At 68.2% G+C, this 21,067-nt stretch carries 16 protein-coding genes; 6 read left to right on the top strand and 10 right to left on the bottom strand.

Going from position 1 to position 21,067, the window contains the following annotated elements; translation table 11 throughout:
* Positions 1–194 precede the first annotated feature (194 nt).
* On the bottom strand, positions 195–2,708 hold the full coding sequence (gene pepN / locus AS96_RS11590; RefSeq protein ID WP_036289872.1) for an aminopeptidase N: 2,514 nt from the start codon (positions 2,706–2,708) through the stop codon (positions 195–197).
* 42 nt (positions 2,709–2,750) lie between these two features.
* Between pepN and AS96_RS11585 the strand changes: the two genes are divergently transcribed.
* The gene (locus AS96_RS11585) at positions 2,751–3,431 is read left to right on the top strand and encodes a TetR/AcrR family transcriptional regulator (RefSeq protein WP_036289870.1); all 681 of its coding nucleotides are present in this window, start codon (positions 2,751–2,753) and stop codon (positions 3,429–3,431) included.
* 74 nt (positions 3,432–3,505) lie between these two features.
* A complete protein-coding gene (locus AS96_RS11580) occupies positions 3,506–3,931 on the top strand; it encodes a hypothetical protein (protein WP_231477247.1) in 426 nt (141 codons plus the stop codon).
* A 6-nt stretch (positions 3,932–3,937) separates the two neighbouring features.
* Here AS96_RS11580 and dxs read toward each other — a convergent pair whose 3' ends face one another.
* The 5 genes from dxs to dut all read right to left on the bottom strand — a co-directional run bounded on the left by dxs (position 3,938) and on the right by dut (position 10,829).
* Positions 3,938–5,917: a 1-deoxy-D-xylulose-5-phosphate synthase gene (gene dxs / locus AS96_RS11575; protein ID WP_016465219.1), complete on the bottom strand. Its 1,980-nt coding sequence runs from the start codon at positions 5,915–5,917 to the stop codon at positions 3,938–3,940.
* Between the two features lie 86 nt (positions 5,918–6,003).
* Positions 6,004–8,841 carry an aconitate hydratase gene (locus AS96_RS11570; RefSeq protein WP_036289866.1) on the bottom strand — a complete coding sequence of 946 codons (2,838 nt, stop codon included), beginning with the start codon at positions 8,839–8,841 and terminating at the stop codon, positions 6,004–6,006.
* A gap of 202 nt (positions 8,842–9,043) precedes the next feature.
* The gene (locus tag AS96_RS11565) at positions 9,044–9,802 is read right to left on the bottom strand and encodes a DUF3159 domain-containing protein (protein WP_036289864.1); all 759 of its coding nucleotides are present in this window, start codon (positions 9,800–9,802) and stop codon (positions 9,044–9,046) included.
* Positions 9,799–10,383 carry a DUF3710 domain-containing protein gene (locus AS96_RS11560; protein WP_005049491.1) on the bottom strand — a complete coding sequence of 195 codons (585 nt, stop codon included), beginning with the start codon at positions 10,381–10,383 and terminating at the stop codon, positions 9,799–9,801. The genes AS96_RS11565 and AS96_RS11560 overlap by 4 nt, the downstream gene beginning before the upstream one ends.
* A complete protein-coding gene (dut, locus tag AS96_RS11555) occupies positions 10,380–10,829 on the bottom strand; it encodes a dUTP diphosphatase (RefSeq protein WP_051498858.1) in 450 nt (149 codons plus the stop codon). Before dut ends, AS96_RS11560 begins: the two co-directional genes overlap by 4 nt.
* A 12-nt stretch (positions 10,830–10,841) precedes the next feature.
* Here dut and AS96_RS11550 point away from each other — a divergent pair, with 12 nt between their 5' ends.
* The gene (locus tag AS96_RS11550; RefSeq protein ID WP_005049489.1) at positions 10,842–11,318 is read left to right on the top strand and encodes a DUF3093 domain-containing protein; all 477 of its coding nucleotides are present in this window, start codon (positions 10,842–10,844) and stop codon (positions 11,316–11,318) included.
* Between the two features lie 43 nt (positions 11,319–11,361).
* On the opposite strand, the gene AS96_RS11545 is transcribed toward AS96_RS11550, so the two are convergent.
* On the bottom strand, positions 11,362–11,652 hold the full coding sequence (locus tag AS96_RS11545) for a DUF4193 domain-containing protein (RefSeq protein ID WP_005049487.1): 291 nt from the start codon (positions 11,650–11,652) through the stop codon (positions 11,362–11,364).
* A gap of 247 nt (positions 11,653–11,899) precedes the next feature.
* On the opposite strand from AS96_RS11545, the gene sepH reads away from it, so the two are divergent.
* Complete coding sequence (gene sepH / locus AS96_RS11540) at positions 11,900–12,940, top strand: septation protein SepH (protein WP_005049486.1); 1,041 nt, start codon at positions 11,900–11,902, stop codon at positions 12,938–12,940.
* A 30-nt stretch (positions 12,941–12,970) separates the two neighbouring features.
* Here the strand turns inward: sepH and AS96_RS11535 are convergent, their stop codons facing one another.
* Positions 12,971–14,107, bottom strand: a complete 1,137-nt coding sequence (locus tag AS96_RS11535; protein ID WP_005049484.1) for an alkaline phosphatase family protein — start codon at positions 14,105–14,107, stop codon at positions 12,971–12,973.
* A 72-nt stretch (positions 14,108–14,179) separates the two neighbouring features.
* On the opposite strand from AS96_RS11535, the gene AS96_RS11530 reads away from it, so the two are divergent.
* A complete protein-coding gene (locus tag AS96_RS11530) occupies positions 14,180–16,624 on the top strand; it encodes a DNA gyrase/topoisomerase IV subunit A (RefSeq protein WP_036289862.1) in 2,445 nt (814 codons plus the stop codon).
* Positions 16,625–16,630: 6 nt separating this feature from the next.
* Here AS96_RS11530 and AS96_RS11525 read toward each other — a convergent pair whose 3' ends face one another.
* On the bottom strand, positions 16,631–17,293 hold the full coding sequence (locus tag AS96_RS11525) for a response regulator transcription factor (protein ID WP_005049481.1): 663 nt from the start codon (positions 17,291–17,293) through the stop codon (positions 16,631–16,633).
* Between the two features lie 243 nt (positions 17,294–17,536).
* Here AS96_RS11525 and AS96_RS11520 point away from each other — a divergent pair, with 243 nt between their 5' ends.
* On the top strand, positions 17,537–18,673 hold the full coding sequence (locus AS96_RS11520) for a sensor histidine kinase (protein WP_231477246.1): 1,137 nt from the start codon (positions 17,537–17,539) through the stop codon (positions 18,671–18,673).
* 311 nt (positions 18,674–18,984) lie between these two features.
* Here the strand turns inward: AS96_RS11520 and AS96_RS11515 are convergent, their stop codons facing one another.
* Complete coding sequence (locus AS96_RS11515) at positions 18,985–21,057, bottom strand: DNA gyrase/topoisomerase IV subunit B (protein ID WP_036289858.1); 2,073 nt, start codon at positions 21,055–21,057, stop codon at positions 18,985–18,987.
* Positions 21,058–21,067: the final 10 nt, after the last annotated feature.

The raw sequence follows: 21,067 nt of genomic DNA, 5'->3' as shown, positions 1-21,067 counted from the left end.
CCTCGACCGCGAGGGCGCGTCGGAGCGGGCGTTCGGCGACACCTTCCACCACCCGCCGATTCGCGGCATCGGCGGCTGATACCGCCGGATCCGTCGTCACGGATCCGGACGAACGCAACGGAATCGGATGCCGCACCTCGCGGCATCCGATTCCGTTCTTCATGTCCGCGTCCGGTGGCGACGCCGGGGCAGGCTCAGCGCGAGGGCTGTGCCGCCCGCACGCGCAGATCGCGGGCGAGGCCGTCGCGCTGCTCGATCACGAGACGACGGAGGGCCCCCGGCGCGTCCGGGTGATCTCGCAACCAGGCGTCGGCGGCGTCGAGCGACGGGGATGCCGGGAACAGGCCGATCACCAGGCGACGGGCGATCTCGATCGACCGTGACTGCCAGGTGGGCAGGATACGTGCGAAGTAGTCGTCGTCGAAGTCGGCGACCAGGTCACGGCGTCCGCCCGCGCGCACGCCGGCGATCGTGGCATCGAGGTGATCGTTGGTCAGCGTCTCGTCGCTCCATGCCGCCTGCCACGCCGCGGCGCGGACGGATGCCGCGGGGTGAGCGGTCCGCGCGGTCCGCGCGGCCACGCGTCCCGACGCGGTGTCATCGGTGCGCAGCTCGCGTGCGATGTCTGCCTCGTCGGCGTCTCCGCTCGTGGCGAGGGCGATGAGCCACGCCCAGCGGAGCTCGGGGTCCAGCGGCAGACCCGCCGGCGGCGGGATGGCTCCGGACAGCGCTGCCCGCAGGTCGGCGGCGCGGTCGCCGCAGACCGATGTCGCGGTGCCGACCGTACGTGCCCAGATGAGCTGAGCGTCAGAGCCCGGTGTCGCGTGGCTCAGCGCATTCCACGCCGTGTCCAGCCACTGCGCGGCCAGCGGGGCGCGGTCATCATCCGCGGCGAAATGGCCGATCGTGAACGCGGCGCGGGCCGTCGCATCCGTCAGCAGCGCCGCATCCGTCTCCTCCGGCGCATGGCGCGCGACGATGTCGATGTAGCGCCGCGCGGGCAGGATGCCGTCGCGCGTCGCATTCCACAGTGCCGCCCAGATCACGGCGCGCGCGAGCGCGTCGTCGATCGTCGACAGACCGCGGGCGACGGCCGCGGTGGACGCGGCATCCAGACGGACCTTCGCATAGGTGCGATCGTCGTCGTTGGGGACGACGAGGACGACGTCATCACGCCGGGCCCCCTCGAGCGGCGTGCGCGGTGCGACGACATCGGTCGCGATCTCGCCGCGGCGCACGAGACGCCCGCCCGCGTCGCCGTACAGCCCCACGGTCACCCGGTCGGGGCGTACCGTCGAGACGGCCAGCTCCAAGCCGTCCGACGTGCGCTCGGCACTGAGCTCGGTGACACCGGTCGTCTGCAGCCACGCTGCGCTCCACGCCGCCAGATCACGCCCCGACGCCTCCTCGAGAGCCGTGAGAAGGTCGGGGAGGGTCGTGTTGCCGAAGGCGTGTCGGGCGAAGTAGCGCTGCGCTCCGCGGAAGAAGGCCTCCTCCCCCACGAAGCCGACGAGCTGCTTGAGCACCGACGCGCCCTTTGCGTACGTGATGCCGTCGAAGTTGAGCTTGGCGGCTTCCAGATCAGGGATATCGGCGACGATCGGGTGCGTGGTGGGCAGCTGGTCCTGCGTGTATGCCCATCCCTTGCGCCGGGTGGCGAAGCTGACCCACGCGTCCGGGAAGCCCCCCACGGCCGCGGCAGCATGCGTGCCCATGTAGTCGGCGAACGACTCCTTCAGCCACAGGTCATCCCACCATCGCATCGTCGCCAGATCGCCGAACCACATGTGGGCCATCTCGTGCAGGATCGTGTTCGCGCGGGCTTCGTACTGCGCGGTCGTCGACGCACCGCGGAACACGTACGCCTCGGTGAAGGTCACCAGTCCGGGGTTCTCCATGGCCCCGAGGTTGTACTCGGGGACGAAGATCTGGTCGTACTTCCCCCAGGGGTACGGGAAGTCGAACGCGTCCTCGAAGAACGACAAGCCCCGTCGGGTGATGTCGAGGATCTCGTCGGCGTCCAGGTGAGCGGCGAGCGACGCGCGGCAGAGCACACCGAGAGCGATGGGGGCCTGCGTGCCGCGATGCGTGCCGTCGACGCGATGGTAGGGACCCGCGGCGACGGCGGTGATGTAGCTCGACAGCGGCAGCGTCTCGGTGAAGTGCACGCGCACTCCCCCGGCGACCTCGTCGCGCGAAGTCTCGGCGCCGTTGGACAACACCTCCCAGCCCGTCGGGGCGGCGACGGTGAAGCGCCAGCGCGCCTTCATGTCCGGCTGCTCGAAGCACGGGTAGACGCGACGGCAGTCGGCAGGCTCGTACTGGGTGTACAGATAGGTGGCGTCATCGACGGGGTCGCGGAAGCGGTGCAGACCCTCACCGGACGTGCTGTACCGCGCCGTCGCGTGAATGCGCACCACATTCGGCGTCGTCGCGTCGACCACGAGTCCCCGCAGACGGATGCGCGCACCGTCCCACTCGACCGGTTGCGCACGGTCGTTGACGATCACCTCGATGACGCTCTCACCGATGAAGTCGACCCACGTGGTGTCGGTCACTGCCGTGAACGCGAACGTCGACCGCGTGGGAAATGTCGTCGCCGCGGCATCCGGGGCTGAACGCAGGTCGAGGTCGACCTCGACGGTGTGCAGTCGGATGCCGGCGGCGCGAGCCGCCGTCTCTTCGCGAGTGAGGTTGGCGGAACTCATTGCTCCATGCTGTCACGCCGGACGTTGTGATATTTTCCGAACATGTTCACTTCTGAAGGGCCCGCGTCTACGAAAAGCGAACGCACGCGTGCCCGGCTTCGCGAGGTGGCGCTCGCCTCGTTTCGCGAGCGCGGATACGAAGCGACGACCATGCGCCTCATCGCGCAGGAGGCGGGCGTGTCGGTGGGTAACGCCTACTACCACTTCGCCACCAAGAACGACCTGGTCCAGGAGCTGTACCTCGACGTGCAACGCCGCCATCGGGCGGCGGCCGAACCGACCCTCGCCGACACGGACGATCTCGTCGAACGCATCGCCATCGTCTACCGCACCGGGCTCGACGAGCTGACGGCGTACCACGAGCATGCGGCGGAGTTCCTCTCTGCTGCCGTCTCCCCACGCTCGGAGATCAACCCGCTCGCCGAGGCGTCCGGCCAGGCGCGCGCCATCACGGAAGCACTCTTCGGGGAAGCGGTGGACGGCGCACGTTCCGGAACCGTCCCGAGCGATCTCCGTCAGGCGCTGCCCACGGTGCTCTTCCTCGGGCATCTCCTGCTGGCGCTCTTCTGGGTCTACGACCGCTCCGACGGTCAGCAGCGGACGCGGCGCCTGCTCGATCGCGGCCTTGCACTGCTGCGGACGACGCTGCCGCTTGCACGATTGCCCATCGTGCGCGGCGTCGTCCGCGAGCTTCTGGAGCTCATCGCCGAGGCCGGGCGCTGAACCCTCCGTCGGCAGCGGGCGCGTTCACACGCGAGCAGCTGTGGCGCGGTGCGCTGCACGCGTGGCTCGGGTTCGTGACGCTGCTCACGATCGCTGCTTTCGTGTGGGCAGCGCTTGCCAGCATGAGGCCCCTCACCCCGCCAAGCGTCGGCGCGGCGGTCTACGCTGCCGGCTGGGTCGCCGCTGTCGGCGGCGTCGTCTCGATCTTCGTGACCGTCCTGGGACTGCCCGTCGCCGCGCTTGTCGGCTATGCGCTTCGCGGCGTGCGTCGCCGATGGGTTCATCTCAGTGCGTTCGCTGCCTTCGGCATCGCCATCGGTGCGGCGGTGGTGAGCATCTTCACTGCGATGTCGCGACCGGCGATGCTCGATCCTGTGATGGTCGGCGTTGTCATCGCGGTGTGCGCGGGCGCGACGGTCTACGGCCGATGGCAGGCCGACCGAACGCCGAATCGACGTGATCCCCCGATCGAGGAGGAGGATCGCCCGCTCCGCGGCTGACGGGGTTCAGCCCCGCGCGTCGCCGTGGTCGGCGTGTTCGGAGCTGTCGGCGCCGCCCCGCACGGTCCAGATCGCCCCAGTATCGGTGGACGGACGGGCGATCGGAATGCGGGTGCCGAGCACCTGTGCGACGACGTCCTGCGCGATCTTCGCGGCCGACAGGCCGGCGTCTTCGAGGATCTGCTCCCGGCTTGCGTGATCGATGAAGGCATCGGGCAGGCCGAGCTCGTCGACTGCCGTGTCCACGCCCGCCTCGCGCAGCACCTGACGCACGCGCGTTCCGACACCACCCACGCGGATGCCGTCCTCGATCGTGATCACCAGGCGATGGGCGGCAGCGAGCTTCACGATCGAGGGCTGCACGGGCACGACCCAGCGCGGGTCGACGACGGTCGCTCCGATCCCCTGGGCACGGAGGCGCTCGGCGACCTCGACCGCGAGCTGCGTCATCGGGCCGATGCCGACGAGCAGGACATCCTCGGCGCCGTCCTGCCACAGCACGTCGACACCGTCGGAGAGGCGTTTGAGGGCCGGCTGATCCACCGCGACGGCGCCCTTCGGAAAGCGGATCACCGTGGGCGCGTCATCGACGGCGATCGCCTCGTCGAACTCCTCCCGCAACCGCGCCTCGTCGCGGGGCGCGGCGATGCGGATGCCGGGCACCAGCTGCAGCATCGCGAGATCCCACACGCCGTGGTGGCTGGGGCCGTCGGGTCCGGTCACACCGGAGCGATCGAGAACGAACGTCACGCCCGCGCGATGCAGGGCCACATCCATCAGCACCTGGTCGAAGGCGCGGTTCATGAACGTCGCATAGATCGCGACCACCGGGTGCAGTCCGCCGAAGGCGAGGCCCGCCGCCGAGGCCACCGCGTGCTGCTCGGCGATGCCGACGTCGTAGACGCGATCGGGGAAGCGCTGCGCGAACGGCTGCAGGCCCGTCGGACGCAGCATCGCCGCCGTGATCGCGATGACATCGTCGCGTCGCTCCCCCGCCGCCACGAGTGCGTCAGCGAAAGCGTCGGTCCAGGCGACGGCATCCGAGGAGCCCAGCGGCTCGCCCGTCGCCGGGTCGATCTTGCCGACGGCGTGGAACTGATCGGCCTCGTCGTTGCGTGCGGGCTCGTAGCCGCGGCCCTTCTCGGTGATGACGTGCACGATCACCGGGGCACCGTAGTCCTTGGCCAGCTGCAACGTTTCCTGCAGCGCGACGAGATCATGCCCGTCGATCGGACCGAGGTACTTGATGTCGAGGTTCGAGTACAGCGCCTCGTTGTTCGAGAAGCGCGAGAGGAATCCATGCGTGCCGCCGCGTACACCGCGGTAGACGGCGCGACCCATCGGCCCGAGGCGGCGGAAGAAGGATGCCGAGCTCTTGCGCAGGCTCTCATACCCCTCGGTGGTGCGCACGCGGTTCAGGTAGCGCGCCATGCCGCCGATCGTGGGCGCATAGGAGCGCCCGTTGTCGTTGACGATGATGACGAGGTTGCGATCGTTGTCGTCGGAGATGTTGTTCAGCGCCTCCCAGGTCATCCCGCCGGTGAGCGCGCCGTCTCCGACGACCGCGACGACGTGGTGATCCTTGCGTCCGGTGCGCGTCAGGGCTCGCGAGATGCCGTCCGCCCAGCTGAGGGAACTCGAGGCGTGCGAGGACTCGACGACGTCGTGCACGCTCTCCGCCCGCTGCGGGTAGCCGGCGAGGCCGCCGCGCGAGCGCAGCCCGCGAAAGTCCTGACGCCCGGTCAGCAGCTTGTGCACGTACGACTGGTGACCCGTGTCGAACACGAAGGGATCATTGGGTGAGTCGAAGACGCGGTGCAGAGCGATGGTCAACTCCACCACACCGAGATTCGGTCCGAGATGGCCTCCCGTGCGCGCGACGTTCTCGACGAGGAAGTCACGGATCTCCTGCGCGAGCTGCTCGAGCTGCTCGGCGGTCAGGGAGTCCAGGTCGCGCGGACCCGTGATCGAAGCGAGCAGACTCATCCTCCGAGTCTACGTCTCGCCAACGCCGACGCCCCGGCATCGGCGTCCCCTTGCGGGGACCGATGCCGGGGCGTTATAACCGGCGCTCAGACGAGCGAACGCAGCACGTACTGCAGGATGCCGCCGTTGCGGTAATAGTCGGCTTCACCGGGGGTGTCGATGCGCACCTTGGCGTCGAAGACGATCGTCTCCTTGCCCTCCGGCGAGAACTCGCTGGGTGCCGCGGTGACCTTCACCGTCTTCGGGGTGACCCCTTCGTTCAGCTGCTCCAGGCCCTCGATCGAGACGATCTCGGTACCGTCCAGGCCGAGCGAGGCCCAGCTCTGGCCCTCGGGGAACTGCAGCGGGACGACGCCCATGCCGATGAGGTTCGAGCGGTGGATACGCTCGAAGCTCTCGGTGATGACGGCCTTGACGCCCAGCAGCGACGTGCCCTTCGCGGCCCAGTCGCGCGACGATCCCGAGCCGTACTCCTTGCCGCCGAAGACGACGAGCGGGGTGCCCTCGGCGCGGTAGTTCTCGCAGGCGTCGAAGATGTACGACTGCGGGCCGCCGGCCTGCGTGAAGTCGCGGGTGAAGCCGCCTTCGACGATCTGACCGTCGTTGACCGCGGCGACCAGCTCGTTCTTCAGGCGGATGTTCGCGAAGGTGCCGCGGATCATGACCTCGTGGTTGCCGCGGCGCGATCCGTAGGAGTTGAAGTCCTTCTGCGCGACGCCGTGCTCGGTGAGGTACTGGGCGGCGGGGGTTCCGGCCTTGATGTTTCCCGCGGGCGAGATGTGGTCGGTGGTGACCGAGTCGCCGAGGGTCGCCATCACCCGTGCGCCGTGGATGTCGCTCACCGGGGTGAGGTCCATCGACATGCCCTCGAAGTACGGTGCCTTGCGGACGTAGGTCGAATCGGCATCCCACTCGAAGACGGGGCCCTCGGGGGTGGGCAGGCTCGTCCAGCGCTCGTCACCGTCGAAAACGGTGGCGTACTGCTTGATGAACTGGTCGCGCGAGATCGACGAGTCGATGACCTCCTGGACCTCGTCCGGCGAGGGCCAGATGTCCTTGAGGAACACGTCGTTGCCCTCGGCATCCTTCCCGAGCGGGTCGGTCTCGAAGTCGAAGTGCATCGATCCGGCGAGGGCATACGCGACGACGAGGGGCGGCGAGGCGAGGTAGTTCATCTTCACGTCGGGGCTGATGCGGCCCTCGAAGTTGCGGTTGCCCGAGAGTACCGCCGTGACGGCGAGATCGTTCTCGTTGATCGCCGCCGAGACCTCTTCGATGAGGGGTCCCGAGTTGCCGATGCAGATGGTGCAGCCGTAGCCGACCGTGTAGAAGCCGAGGCCCTCGAGGTCCTTGTCGAGGCCGGACTTCTCGTAGTAGTCGGTGACGACCTTCGAACCGGGGCCGAGCGTCGTCTTGACCCACGGCTTCTGCGTGAGGCCCTTGTTGCGCGCCTTGCGGGCGAGCAGGCCCGCGGCGATCATCACCGAGGGGTTCGACGTGTTGGTGCAGGAGGTGATGGCGGCGAGCGTCACGGCGCCGTTGTCGAGCAGATAGGACTCACCTGCCGGTGACGTGACCGGCACGGGGTTGGATGCCGCGGCCGGCGCCCCGCTGGAGATGCGTACGTCGCGCGTCGCGGGCTCCTCCTCGCCCGGGGTGGAGCCCGGGTCGGATGCGGGGAACGAGTGGATCGAGTCGAGGTCGACGATCGAGTTGGACACCGACGGGGTCGTGTAGTTGACGATGTCCTTCTCGAACTGCGTCTTCGCCTCGCTGAGGAGGATGCGGTCCTGGGGACGCTTCGGGCCGGCGATCGACGGCACGACCGTCGAGAGGTCGAGCTCCATGTACTCGCTGAAGACCGGCTCGCTGTCAGCGTCGTGCCAGAGCTTCTGCTCCTTGGCGTACGCCTCGACGAGGGCCACCGCCTGCTCGTCGCGGCCCGTGAGTCGCAGGTATTCCAGCGTGACGTCGTCGATGGGGAAGATCGCCGCGGTCGAGCCGAACTCCGGGCTCATGTTTCCGATGGTGGCGCGGTTGGCGAGCGGGACGGAGGCCACGCCGGCACCGTAGAACTCGACGAACTTGCCGACGACGCCGTGCTTGCGGAGCATGTCGGTGATGGTGAGCACGACGTCCGTCGCCGTCACGCCGGCGGGGATGTCGCCGGTCAGCTTGAAGCCGACGACGCGCGGGATGAGCATCGAGACGGGCTGGCCGAGCATCGCGGCCTCGGCCTCGATGCCGCCGACGCCCCAGCCGAGCACGCCGAGACCGTTGACCATGGTCGTGTGCGAGTCGGTGCCGACGCAGGTGTCGGGGTAGGCGCGCAGCACCCCGTCGCGGCCGGTGCGGTCGTAGATGACCTTCGCGAGGTGTTCGATGTTCACCTGGTGCACGATGCCGGTCCCCGGGGGGACGACCTTGAAGTCGTCGAACGCGGTCTGACCCCAGCGCAGGAACTGATAACGCTCGCCGTTGCGCTCGTACTCGATCTCGACGTTGCGCTCGAGCGCGTTCTCGGTGCCGAACAGGTCGGCGATGACGGAGTGGTCGATGACCATCTCCGCCGGCGACAGCGGGTTGATCTTCGCCGGGTCGCCGCCGAGGGCCGTGACGGCCTCACGCATGGTGGCGAGGTCGACGATGCACGGCACGCCGGTGAAGTCCTGCATGACGACGCGCGCCGGGGTGAACTGGATCTCGGTGTCGGGCTCGGCGTCGGCATCCCAGTTGCCGAGGGCCTCGATCTGCGACTTCGTGACGTTCGCGCCGTCCTCGGTGCGAAGCAGGTTCTCGAGGAGCACCTTCAGGCTGAACGGGAGCTTCTCGTAACCGGCGACGGTGTCGATCCGATAGATCTCGTAGTCGGTGCCACCGACCGTGAGGGTGCTCTTGGCTCCGAAGCTGTCAACAGTGGACACGTCTGCTCTCCTTCGTTGGGAGTTCCTGAGGCCGCGGGCTCAGTCGGTCGGCGGGGTCAGGGTCGGGCATGGACGGCCGTCGCCTGATTCTCCATCTTCCCCGCCGCCGCGGCGGCGGGCTAGTGAGGTTGTCCTTACCCGGCGATGTCGACCTGGGCGCATCGAGGGCGGAGGAATTTATCTTGATATCAAGATAAATCTATCACGCCGCGGATGCCGAGTCGGTCTCGTGCGGGCGGGGGTAGACAGCCCGAACGGCGAGCCAGGTGACGGCGACGAGCGGGGCGAACAACGGCAGGCCCATCACGAGCTTGAGAGTGCCGAGGGTCGTCACATCGCCGGCGAAGTAGAAGGGCAGCTGCACCGCGAGGCGCAGGTAGAACAGTGCGGCCCAAGCGATCGCGAGCCAGAAGAACACACGGCGCTTGCGCGGATCGACGCGCCACCGCGTGCCCTCGTTCATGAGGAAACCCACGGCCAGCCCGATCAGGGACCAACCGATCAGCGCCGAGACGAGGAATGCCGTCCCATAGGCCGCGTTGGTGATCAGGCCGGGAACGAAGTTGTCCTGTCCTCGCCCGGTCCACAGGGCCAGGACCGCGGCGACACCGGTCGCAATGAGTCCTCCCAGTGCGGCACTGACGGGCGAGCGCTGCATGAGGCGGACGATCGTGAAGATCGCCGCTGCGCCCACGGAGATCGCGAGAGAGAGCGCGAGGTCGGCCGTGGTCGTGAACAGCACGACGAACGCGAGTCCGGGAAGCACGCTCTCCAGCACGCCCCGCCAGCCGCCCATGGCGGCCCAGACGACGTGTCCGGTGTGCGACTGTCGGGACGGATCGAGGCCGGCCCGTCGCGCCGCATTGCCCAGTGCGCTTCCGAGAAGATCCGACGCCGACGGTGGTGGTGGCGTGAGCGGATCGGATGCCGCGTCCTCGGGCTCGTGTGCGGGCGAGCTCATGCGGTGCCGGGGGCGGCGGGCATCTTCAGCGGGATGAGATCGCGCGGCGGCATGGGGCTACCGCCGCGCACCACGACGATCGAGCGGAAGAGATCCTCCACGCGCGCAGCCGCCTCGACGTCGGTCGTGGCCGCTCCCCCGATCACCCCGCGCAGGAACCAGCGGGGTCCGTCGACACCGACGAACCGTGCCAGCCGCTTGCCGGCCACCGCGTCGGGCCCGCTCACCACGGGAACCTCCGCGAGCAGTTCGGCGCCGAGCGGGCCGTGGCGCTCCTCCACGCGCCCGCCTTGCTGGCGGATCTGCTGGCGGATCTGGTCGCGGGTCTCTTCCCACAGTCCGCTGGAGCGCGAGGCGGCGAACGGCTGCACCTGCAGGGTCGAATCGGCGTAGTCGAGCCCGACCGCGACGATGCGCTTGGTCTGCTCCTCGACTTCGAGGCGAAGGTTCAGTCCCTCGCGCGGGAGCACCTTGATGCCACCGAGATCGATGTAGGGGCGAACGGGGTTCGCCTCCGCCTCGTCGAAGGGCCCCGTCGACGCGCGGTCGCCTGTGCCGGTGGGCTGCAGTTCATCGCTCATGCGGTGACTCCTGTCTGATAGCCCGTCGAGCCGAACCCGCCCTCGCCGCGTGCGGTGTCGGGCAAGTCGTCGACGGGGAGGAAGCGGACGCGCGGGACGGGCATGACGATGAGCTGTGCGATGCGGTCGCCCACGGCGATGTCGTACGCCTCGCGCGTATCGGTGTTCAGGAGCGCGACCTTGATCTCACCGCGGTACCCCGCGTCGATCGTTCCGGGCGCGTTGACGATGGTGATGCCGTGCTTCGCGGCCAGACCGCTGCGGGGCACGACGAAAGCGGCGTATCCGTCCGGCAGGGCGATGCGCACGCCCGTGCCCACCAGTGCGCGGGCGCCCGGTTCGAGTCTCACGCTCTCGGAGGAGACCAGATCTGCGCCGGCGTCGCCGGGATGTGCGTAGACGGGAACCTGCGGCGCGATAATGGGAACGTCCACGGATTCGATCACTCCACGAGGGTAATGCACATCGCCGCTCCAGCCGCTCCCGTTTCCGACGTCCGCTACCGCGAACGGCTCAGTCCGTCGCTGTGGACGCTGCTCAGCTCGGCGGTGGTGGCGCCGATGGTCGCACTGGTGTTCGTCCCGCTGGATCCGACCATCGCCCTCGCCGCGGGAATCGCCGTGGGTGCGGTCCTGATCTGCCTGCTCGTCTTCGCGTCTCCGGTCGTGGAGGTGCGAGGCGGCGAGCTGCGAGTCGGTCGCGCGCATATCCCGGTCGATCAGCTGGGCACCGCCGAGCCGTTGTGGGCAGACGAGGCGCGTGCTGCGCGTGGTCCTCAGCTGTCCGCGAAGGCATGGCACATGTTCTGCGGCGGGATCGACCCCGTGGTTCGCGTTCCCGTCCTCGATCCCGGCGACCCCGTCACGGAGTGGGTGTTCGCGACGCGCACGCCTGACCGGGTGGTCGCCGCGATCACGCGTGCGCAGTCGCGCTGAGATCAGCTCGACAGCGGGATCGGCTCTGCGGGGCCGAGGGTTCTCAGGCGCACTCGATGCAGACGGCGCCGCCCGCGATCTCGTGGTCGATCTGGGTGCGGTGCTTCACGAGGAAGCACTCGACGCAGGTGAATTCGTCTTCCTGCGGCGGCAGGACGACCACGTCCAGCTCCAGGTCGGAGAGGTCGGCGCCGGGCAGCTCGAAGCCGGAGGGGTTGTCGGCATCCTCGACGTCGACGGCCCCGGACATCTTGTCGGGAACGCGCTCCTTCAGAGCCTCGATCGACTCGCTGTCGTCGTCGGTCTTACGGGGGGCGTCGTAATCGGTCGCCATGCTCTCAACTTCCAGGTGTGTTGCCAAAGTGCCGACTCGCGGCCGGGGGGACCGACGTGGGGCGGCGATAGTTTGCACGACGGGTTCGGATTTCGCAAATGATCGTCGTGTGCGTGCCCGCTTCCGGCGGGTGCGTCGCATGGAACTCGCGGCGCGCCCGCGATATTCCCGAGTGCGGCGAAGTGCTGTGACAGCATGGCCCCGGCAATCGAATCGTGCCCGAACAGGGAACGGGAGGGTGTTTCGCATGGAACAGCTCAAGGTGATCGGAACCGAGGAAGGTGTCCTCGTTCTCGCCACGGAGTCCGGCGAACGGTACGCGCTGCCGATCGACGAGACGCTGCGCAGCCAGCTGCGCCGCGCACAGCGCGACAACGAGCCGCGTGCAGCGCGACCGAGCCCTCGCGACATCCAGGCGCATATCCGTTCCGGTATGTCGGCGCAGGAGGTCGCGGAGCTGCTCGGCGCTCGTCTGGAGGACGTGCAGCGCTTCGAGCGTCCCGTTCTCGCCGAGCGTGAGCACATCGTGGGCCAGGCGTTGGCCGTCCCGGTGCTGATCGCGGGAGAGCTCGATGCCGCGGCGCAGCCGACGTTCGGTGTCGCGGTGCGGGCCAAGCTCGCCGAAGCGGGCGCGAGCGGTGAACGGTGGACCAGCTGGAAGGACGAGGACGGCTGGGTCGTCAAGCTCGAGTTCACGGCGAACGAGGTCGACCACGACGCACGGTGGGGCTTCGACCCGCGCCGCAGCAGTCTCGCTCCGCTCAACGCCGATGCGACCCAGCTCTCTCGTCAGGGGTCGCTCCCCGAAGGACTGATCCCCCGCCTGCGCGCGCTCGATGCGTCGCCGCTGAAGGATGCGTCGCGGTTCGACTCCGGTGCGTTCGTCCCGCGGCGTCTGGACGCCGATTCCCTCGCTCCCGAAGCGGACATCACGCGGCCGGACGTGCGCGTGCCCGTCGCGCCCGCGGTTCAGGATGCCGCGATCAAGCGCGCTCCCGACCACGCGGTCACATCGGCCGAGACAGCAGACCTCCTCGAGGCGCTGCGCCGCCGTCGCGGCCAGCGTGAGCCCATGCCCGCGGAGGAGTCGGCCACGGAGCGTCCGCACTCCCCCGTGGCCCTGTTCGACGCACTCGAGCCCGGCTACGACGAATCGGCGACGGATGCCGAGGACTCGGCATCCGCGATGGAAGACACCGTCATCAGCGATTCGTCTCGCCGCAAGGGGCGCACCTCGATGCCGTCGTGGGACGAGATCGTCTTCGGAGCGCGCACCGAAGACGGGTGAGTCGCGTCGAGGTCGGCGCGGGACGGATGCTCAGCCCTTCGCGAGCGCGCCGAGTCTGATGAGCGGGACGATGCGTTCCTGATCGGTCAACGATCCGTGCTGGCCGATCATCCGCTGTGGCTTCTTGTCGGCCAGGCGGTCGTCGTAGTAGGCCACCGCGCTGCGGGCCGCGACGAGCACGTCGCCGATGCGGGGGCGGACGTCGGGGTGCACCGCGGCGCCGTACAGGCCGGCATCGATCGCTTCGTCGCGCGTCATCACCCACGAGCGCGACTGCTCGGCCTCACTCCAGCGCTCCGCGACGGCGCGAGACTCGCGGTCCTCCGTGTAGAGCTGCAGCATTCGAGGCTCCCCCGCCACCAGCCGCACACCCTGGAGCAGCGGATCGCCGTCCCGCAGCAGCACCTGCCGATGAGCCGGCACGTCGACCATGCCGTGGTCAGCCGTGACGAGGGCGCCGACACCCGGGGCGAGCTGAGCGTCGAACCGGCGAAGGTCCGCGTCGAGCTCCTCCAGTCCTTGCAGCCACTGCGCGGACTCCCACCCGTAGGCGTGTCCGAGGGTATCGAGCTCCGGGATGTACACGTAGACCAGTGCGCCGGGGTGCGCGGCCGCGCGCGCCGCGGCAGCGGCGAGACGCTCGGACGGCGTCGCGGCGGCGACGAACTCCGCCCCGCGCTGGATCGCCTGCGTGAAGCCGCTGTCGCGATACAGCCCCTTGGTCACCACGAAGGTGGGACGTCCGGCGTGGGCTTCCCGTTCGAGCAGGGGCGCCGAGCGCTGCCAGGTCATCGGGTCGAGTCCGTCGCTCTCCCACCCCTTGAGCTGGTTGGGCGCGATATCGGTCCCCGGGATACGGGCACGGTATCCGACGATTCCGTGGGCGCCGGCGTCGGTCGCCGTGAGAAGCCCGGTGAGGGCCGTGGCCGTCGTCGAGGGAAAAGTGCTGCGCGCGGCATCCTTCTTCGTCATCGCGCCCGTCAGAAACCGGGCGTGTCCGGCCCGGGCAGTGAGGTTCCCGCGACCGAGACCGTCGACGAGGATCAGGATCGCCGATCGGGCCGGCGCGAACCAGTCACCGTCGCCCGTCAGCGACGCAAGCAATTGCGGCACGATGGCGGTGAGGCTCCGGGCTGTGGGCGGGTCCGCGGGTAGGCTGAACGACATCGGGGCCAGTCTCGCACATGGCGCGCGGCCCCACTTCCCGGCCCACCCGAGCACCGAGGGAACCGCAGATCCATGGCAGCTTCGCGCACCGCGTCCATTCCTGAAGACCACGGCCGCATCGAGGATGTCGATGTCTCCGCCGAGATGCAGGACTCGTTCCTGGAGTACGCGTACTCGGTCATCTACTCGCGCGCTCTCCCCGATGCCCGCGACGGTCTCAAGCCGGTGCAGCGGCGCATTCTGTTCCAGATGGCGGACATGGGGCTGCGGCCCGACCGCGGGCACGTCAAGAGCGCCCGCGTCGTCGGCGAGGTCATGGGAAAGCTGCACCCGCACGGCGACTCGGCGATCTACGACGCCCTCGTGCGCCTGGCCCAGCCGTTCGCGCTGCGGGTGCCCCTGGTCGACGGCCACGGCAACTTCGGCTCGCTCGACGACGGGCCCGCGGCGGCTCGTTACACGGAGGCGCGCCTCGCTCCCGCCGCCCTCGCCCTCACGGAGAACCTCGACGAGGACGTCGTGGACTTCGTCCCGAACTACGACGGGCAGTTCCAGCAGCCGGCGGTCCTCCCCGCCGCATTCCCCAACCTGCTCGTCAACGGCGCCTCCGGCATCGCGGTGGGCATGGCGACCAACATGGCTCCGCACAACCTCAACGAGGTCGTCGCCGCCGCGATCCATCTGCTCGAGAACCCCGACGCCACGACGGCTGAGCTGATGGAGTTCGTCCCCGGACCGGACCTCCCCGGCGGCGGCATCATCGTCGGACTCGACGGCATCACCGAGGCCTACGAGACCGGACGTGGAACCTTCCGCACGCGTGCCAAGACATCGATCGAGTCGCTCGGCCCCCGCCGCACCGGCATCGTCGTGACGGAGCTGCCGTACATGGTGGGCGCCGAGCGCGTCATCGAGAAGATCAAAGACGCGGTCAACGCCAAGAAGCTCACGGGCATCGCTGACGTCAACGATCTCACCGACCGCAACCACGGCCTGCGCCTCGTCATCGGCATCAAGACCGGCTTCGATCCCGCGGCCGTCCTCGAGCAGCTCTACCGGCTCACGCCGCTCGAGGACTCGTTCGGCATCAACAACGTCGCCCTCGTGGACGGGCAGCCGCAGACCCTCGGTCTCAAGCCGCTGCTGCGGGTGTACCTCGATCACCGTATCCAGGTCGTGACGCGCCGCAGCCGCTACCGCCTCGCGCGCAAGCAGGAACGCCTCCACCTCGTCGAGGGTCTTCTCATCGCGATCCTCGACATCGACGAGGTCATCCAGGTCATCCGCGCCTCCGACGACACCGAGCAGGCGCGTGCGAAGCTCATGAGCGTCTTCGACCTGTCGCAGGTGCAGGCCGAATACATCCTGGAGTTGCGTCTGCGGCGTCTCACGCGTTTCTCCCGGATCGAGCTGGAGTCCGAGCAGGACACGCTCAAGAAGGAGATCGCCGACCTCCAGGCTCTGCTGGCCAGCGATGTGCTCCTCCGGCAGCACGTCGCCCGAGAGCTGGATGCCGCGGCCGAGACCTTCGGCACACCCCGCCGCACCCTTCTGCTCAACGGCGGACCCGTCGCAGCGCGCTCACGCAGCGCCGCAGCGGCAGACCTGCAGATCGCCGACTCCCCCTGCCGCGTGCTCCTGTCCGCGACCGGGCGGATGGTGCGCGCCGATCTCGGCGAGTCCGGCGAGATCGTCGCTCCGACGCGGCGGGCGAAGCACGACGGCATCCTGTCCGCTGTCGACACGACGACGAGGGGCGAGCTCGGTGCAGTGACAACGCGCGGCCGGCTGGTGCGCTTCTCGCCCGTCGATCTGCCGTCGGTGCCGGCCAATGCCGTGCAGCTCGCAGCGGGCACCCGCGCCGATCAGTACCTCGGTCTGGGATCGGGTGAGCACGTCGTGGCCGTCGTGCCGTTGGGTGACGTCGTCATCGCGCTGGGCACCGCACAGGGAGTCGTCAAACGCGTTGCGACCTCGGAGCTCGCGCCCGGAAAGCACGAGGCCGAGATCATCGCGCTGAAGGACGGAGACCTCGTGGTGGGCGCTGCCGTGGCCCCCGACGGCGCTGAACTCGTCTTCGTGGCCTCCGACGCTCAGCTCCTGCGCTTCGATGCTGCGAGCGTGCGACCGCAGGGCCGCGCGGCGGGGGGCATGGCCGGAGTCCGGCTGAGCACGGGAGCCTCCGTCGTGGCCTTCAATGTGGTGACTGAACCGGCCGATGCCGTGGTCGTCACGATCGCCGGTTCATCCCAGGCGATCGCCGGAACCGACGCGGGCAGCGCGAAGGTGTCGCTGTTCGAGGAGTTCCCGCCGAAGGGCCGCGCCACCGGCGGTGTGCGCGCCCAGCGCTTCCTGAAGGGCGAGGATGTCCTCACCCTCGCCTGGGTCGGTACAGAGCCCCGTGGGCTTGCTGCAGACGGTGCTGTGCGCACGCTGCCGGACGCGGGCGCGAAGCGGGATGCGTCCGGTCACCCGCTGGATGCCGTTGTCGCTGCCGTGGGCGCGGCGATCGCCTGACGAGCGTCAGCCCAGGGACACGAGACCGTACTGGGTCGCACGGATCAGCACTTGGATGCGATCGCGCACACCCCACTTCGCCGTGATGCGGCCGAGGTGTGACTTGACGGTCGCCTCGGACACGAACATGGCGGCGGCGATCTCGGCGTTCGACATTCCCTGGGCAAGAAGGGTGACCACTTCGAGCTCCCGTTCGGTGAGCTCCTCCTCTCGGCCCAGCTGGCGCGGCGCGGGAGGTTCGTTCTGCTGCACCGAGCTGACGAGTTCTTTCGCGACGCGTGGCGACAGCACGTAGCCGCCCTCGTGAGCCAGGCGCGCGGCGTCGAGGATGCGGTCGGGCGACGTGTCCTTCACCAGGAAGCCCGCAGCGCCGGCACTGAGCATCGGGACGATGACGCGCTCCGAGGAGAACGTTGTCAGCGCGACGATCTTGATCCCGGGAAACTCCCGCGTGAGGCGCTGGGTCGCCTCGATGCCATCCATCTTGGGCATCTGCACGTCCATGAGCACGACATCGGGGTGCGTGCTGCGCACCAGCGCGATGGCGTCGATGCCGTTGTCGGCCTCTCCGACGAGATCGAACCCGTCCGAAGAGTCCAGGAAGACGCGCAGTGCAGCGCGCACCAGCGACTCGTCGTCGACGATGATCACGCGAATCGGTTGGGTCACAGCACCATCTTACGAACCGCGCGCTGTCCCCTCTTCCGTGTGATGTCGACAAAAGTCGCTATTGATGTAGCCATACGTCGGTCGTGCGCGATGACCTCTGTTTGAAGAATCGATTCGAGAGATTGCAGGAGGTGAAACACATGTGGTACTGGCTCGGACAGCTCATTGGCATTTTCAAGTGACGTCGCCCTTTCGCGAGATAATCGCGAGGTGACCTCCGTTCGTGAGAACCTCCTTCGCTTCGTGCGAGCGCCCTTCTGGGCGTACCAGCCGCTGCGGCCTGCCGCACGGCGCATCGTCATCATTCTCGCGGCAGTTGCTCTTGTTCTCGACTCGTTGTTTCGTGCAACGTCGGGAGGGCAAGGCAACATCGTTTCCGCGATAATCACGACGAGCATCACCCTTTCCGTCGCGCTCTTCGCGTGGCGGCCGCCCGTCGCCTCCATGGTTTTGGTGGCGGCAGCCCTTCTGGCTGGCGCGACGGGCACCGCAGACAGTTTGTTGGCGGGGGCTGCGATTTTGGGGCTCGTCGCATTCACATCCAGTGGACTCCTGACGGCCGTCTACTTCGCGGCCTGGTTGATCTGGCTTGGTGCCGTCGTTTGGCGCCCGGACTCGGTCTTCCAACCTTTGGGAGGGCTGATCGTTGCGATCCTCAGCGTCGTGAGTCTGATGATCGGACTGGCGATTCGGCGACAGTTCGAGAGGGCGCAGTCTTTGGCATTGCAACTCGAAGTGAGTGAGCGAGAGGTCGCGGAGCAGCTCAAACACGAACGAGACCTCATCGCGGACGAGCTGCACGACATCGTCGCGCACGAGATCACCATCGTCGCTCTGCACGCCGCGGTCTTGGACCGCACCGAAGACATGCAGACGCGGTCGCAGTCGCAGACGGCGATCCGCGAAGCGGCGGTTCAGGCGCTCACCGACATCCGTCGCGTGCTCGGGATGGTTCGCGGTGAAGAGAACCTCTCCCCCGAACGTGTGTCTTCGCCGGACGGGATCACGGGCACCATCGCTGCCGTCACGAAAGAACTCGGACAGGCGGGTATTGCGGTGACCGCGGATGTCCCCTCTGACCTGCGGCTGCCGAGCGCATCCCTCGTCGCTCTCACCCGCGTGATCCGCGAGAGTGCGACGAACGTGCTCAAGCACGCCACCGGCGCCCGCACCGTCTCCATCGTCCTTCGGGTCGAGCGTGATTGGGTGCACCTCACCTTTGCCGACGACTCGCCGCCTGCACGCACAGCGGGTCTGCCCGCGTCGGGTTACGGCATCATGCGTCTTCGTGAGCGCTTCCGACTTTTCGGTGGCACTTTCGAATCGGAACGAAAGTCCCAGGGTTGGGTCGTCAGCGCCTCACTTCCGCTCTCGGGCTGATCAGTACGACATTTCTGCGCACAGCGTCAAAGTAGACAAAAGTCGCAGTCGAATCCGCCGATGGTCCACGTTGGCGGCGCCTATGCGCGCCTAACCTTTTGCTAGCCGAAGAACTGATCCCCAGTCGGTTCTTCACAGGGCACGGCGCGAGACGTCCGTGATTTCGGGGACGAAGAGACCGTTCGGGGCTCGACGTCATCCGGATGTCCCCCGTAGCCGCGGCGATGGCCCGAGACCGAATCCCCCCAGATCGGTCTCGGGCCCCGCGTCTTTTTCGGCTCTGCGAGAGCGGGCCCCGATGAGGCCGGCGGTCAGGCGTCGATGGCCTCACGGTCGAGTCGGTCGCTGGAGGTGACGATGAAGTCGCGTCGCGGTGCCACATCGCTGCCCATGAGCAGTTCGAACACTCCCGAGACCGCCTCGGCATCCTGAACGCGTACGCGCCGCAGCAGTCGCCCCGCACGGTCCATCGTCGTCTCGGCGAGCTGATCGGCATCCATCTCGCCGAGTCCCTTGTAGCGCTGCACCGGCTCCTGCCAGCGCCGTCCCGACTTCTGCACCTTCGCGAGGAGAGTATGCAGCTCCTGCTCCGAGTACGTGTAGATCGTCTCGTTCGGCTTCGAGCCCGGATTGACCACGATGACACGGTGCAGCGGCGGGACGGCGGCGTACACGCGACCCGCCTCGATCAGCGGCCGCATGTAGCGGAAGAACAGCGTCAGCAGAAGCGTGCGGATGTGCGCGCCGTCGACGTCGGCGTCGCTCATCAGGATGATCTTGCCGTAGCGCGCCGCATCGAGGTCGAAGCTTCGACCGGACCCCGCCCCGATCGTCTGAATGATCGCTGCGCATTCCGCGTTGGAGAGCATGTCGCTGATCGAGGCCTTCTGGACGTTGAGGATCTTGCCGCGAATGGGCAGCAGCGCCTGATACTCACTGTTACGCGCGAGCTTCGCCGTGCCGAGGGCCGAGTCGCCCTCGACGATGAACAGTTCCGACTGCTCGACGTCCGAGGTGCGACAATCGGCGAGCTTCGCCGGCAACGATGACGACTCGAGGGCGTTCTTACGGCGCTGGGTCTCTTTGTGCGTGCGGGCCGAGATGCGCGCCTTCATCTCGGACACGACCTTGTCGAGCAGCAGCGCGGTCTGTGCCTTGTCGTCGCGCTTGCTCGAAGAGAATCGCTCGGCGAGCTCCTTGGCGACCACATTCGCGACGATGGCGCGAACCGCGGGCGTGCCCAGGATCTCCTTCGTCTGGCCCTCGAACTGGGGTTCGGGCAGGCGAACGGTGAGCACGGCCGTCAGACCGGCGGTGATGTCGTCCTTCTCGAGCTTCTCCCCCGCGCCGACCTTGAGGCGTCGGGCGTTCTGCTCGACCTGACTGCGGACGACCTTCATCAGGCCCTGCTCGAAGCCCGCCTGATGCGTTCCGCCCTTGGGTGTCGAGATGATGTTCACGAACGAGCGCGTGACCGTCTCGTAGCCCGTCCCCCAGCGCAACGCGATGTCGACCTCGCATTCGCGCTCGACGTCGGTCGGTACCATCGCTCCGCCCGCCTGCAGCACGGGCACGGTCTCAGTGAACGTGCCCGACCCGGTCAGTCGCCAGGTGTCGGTGATCGCCGCATCGGGCGCGAGGAAGTCCGCGAACTCGGAGATGCCGCCGTCGTAGCGATGGGACGTTTCGACGATCTCCTCTCCGCGCTGATCGATGATCGCGATCTCCAGACCCGGGATGAGGAACGCCGTCTGACGCGCCCGCTGCTCCAGCTCCTCGGCGTGGAATGTCGCATCCTTGGTGAAGATCTGACGGTCGGCCCAGTAGCGGATGCGCGTTCCGGTGACGCCCTTGGCAGCCTTGCCGACGACCCGCAACTGCGAGGCCTTCTCGAACGGGGTGAACGGCGACTCGGGCCCGGGCCCCGCGAACTGGCCGGGCTCTCCACGACGGAACGACATCGCATAGGTCTTGCCGTCGCGATCGACTTCGACATCCAGGCGCTCGGACAAGGCATTGACGACGGAGGCGCCGACGCCGTGCAAGCCACCCGACGCCGCGTACGAGCCGCCGCCGAACTTCCCGCCGGCGTGCAGCTTGGTGAAGACGACCTCCACGCCGCTCAGCCCGGTTCGCGGCTCGACGTCGACCGGGATGCCGCGCGCACGGTCGCGGACCTCGACGCTGCCATCGGAGTGCAGGACGATGTCGATTCGCGAGCCGTAGCCCGCGAGGGCTTCGTCGACCGAGTTGTCGATGATCTCCCACACGCAGTGCATGAGCCCGCGGGAGTCGGTCGAGCCGATATACATGCCGGGACGTTTGCGGACAGCCTCCAGGCCCTCAAGCACCTGGAGGTGGTGGGCGGAATACTCGGCGGTCACAATCCTCAAG

It is taken from the genome of Microbacterium sp. MRS-1, assembly GCF_000585455.1.
Classification (GTDB): Bacteria; Actinomycetota; Actinomycetes; order Actinomycetales; family Microbacteriaceae; genus Microbacterium; species Microbacterium laevaniformans.
Note: the sequence above shows the minus strand (reverse complement) of the source record. Positions and strands in the feature narration are given on the sequence as shown.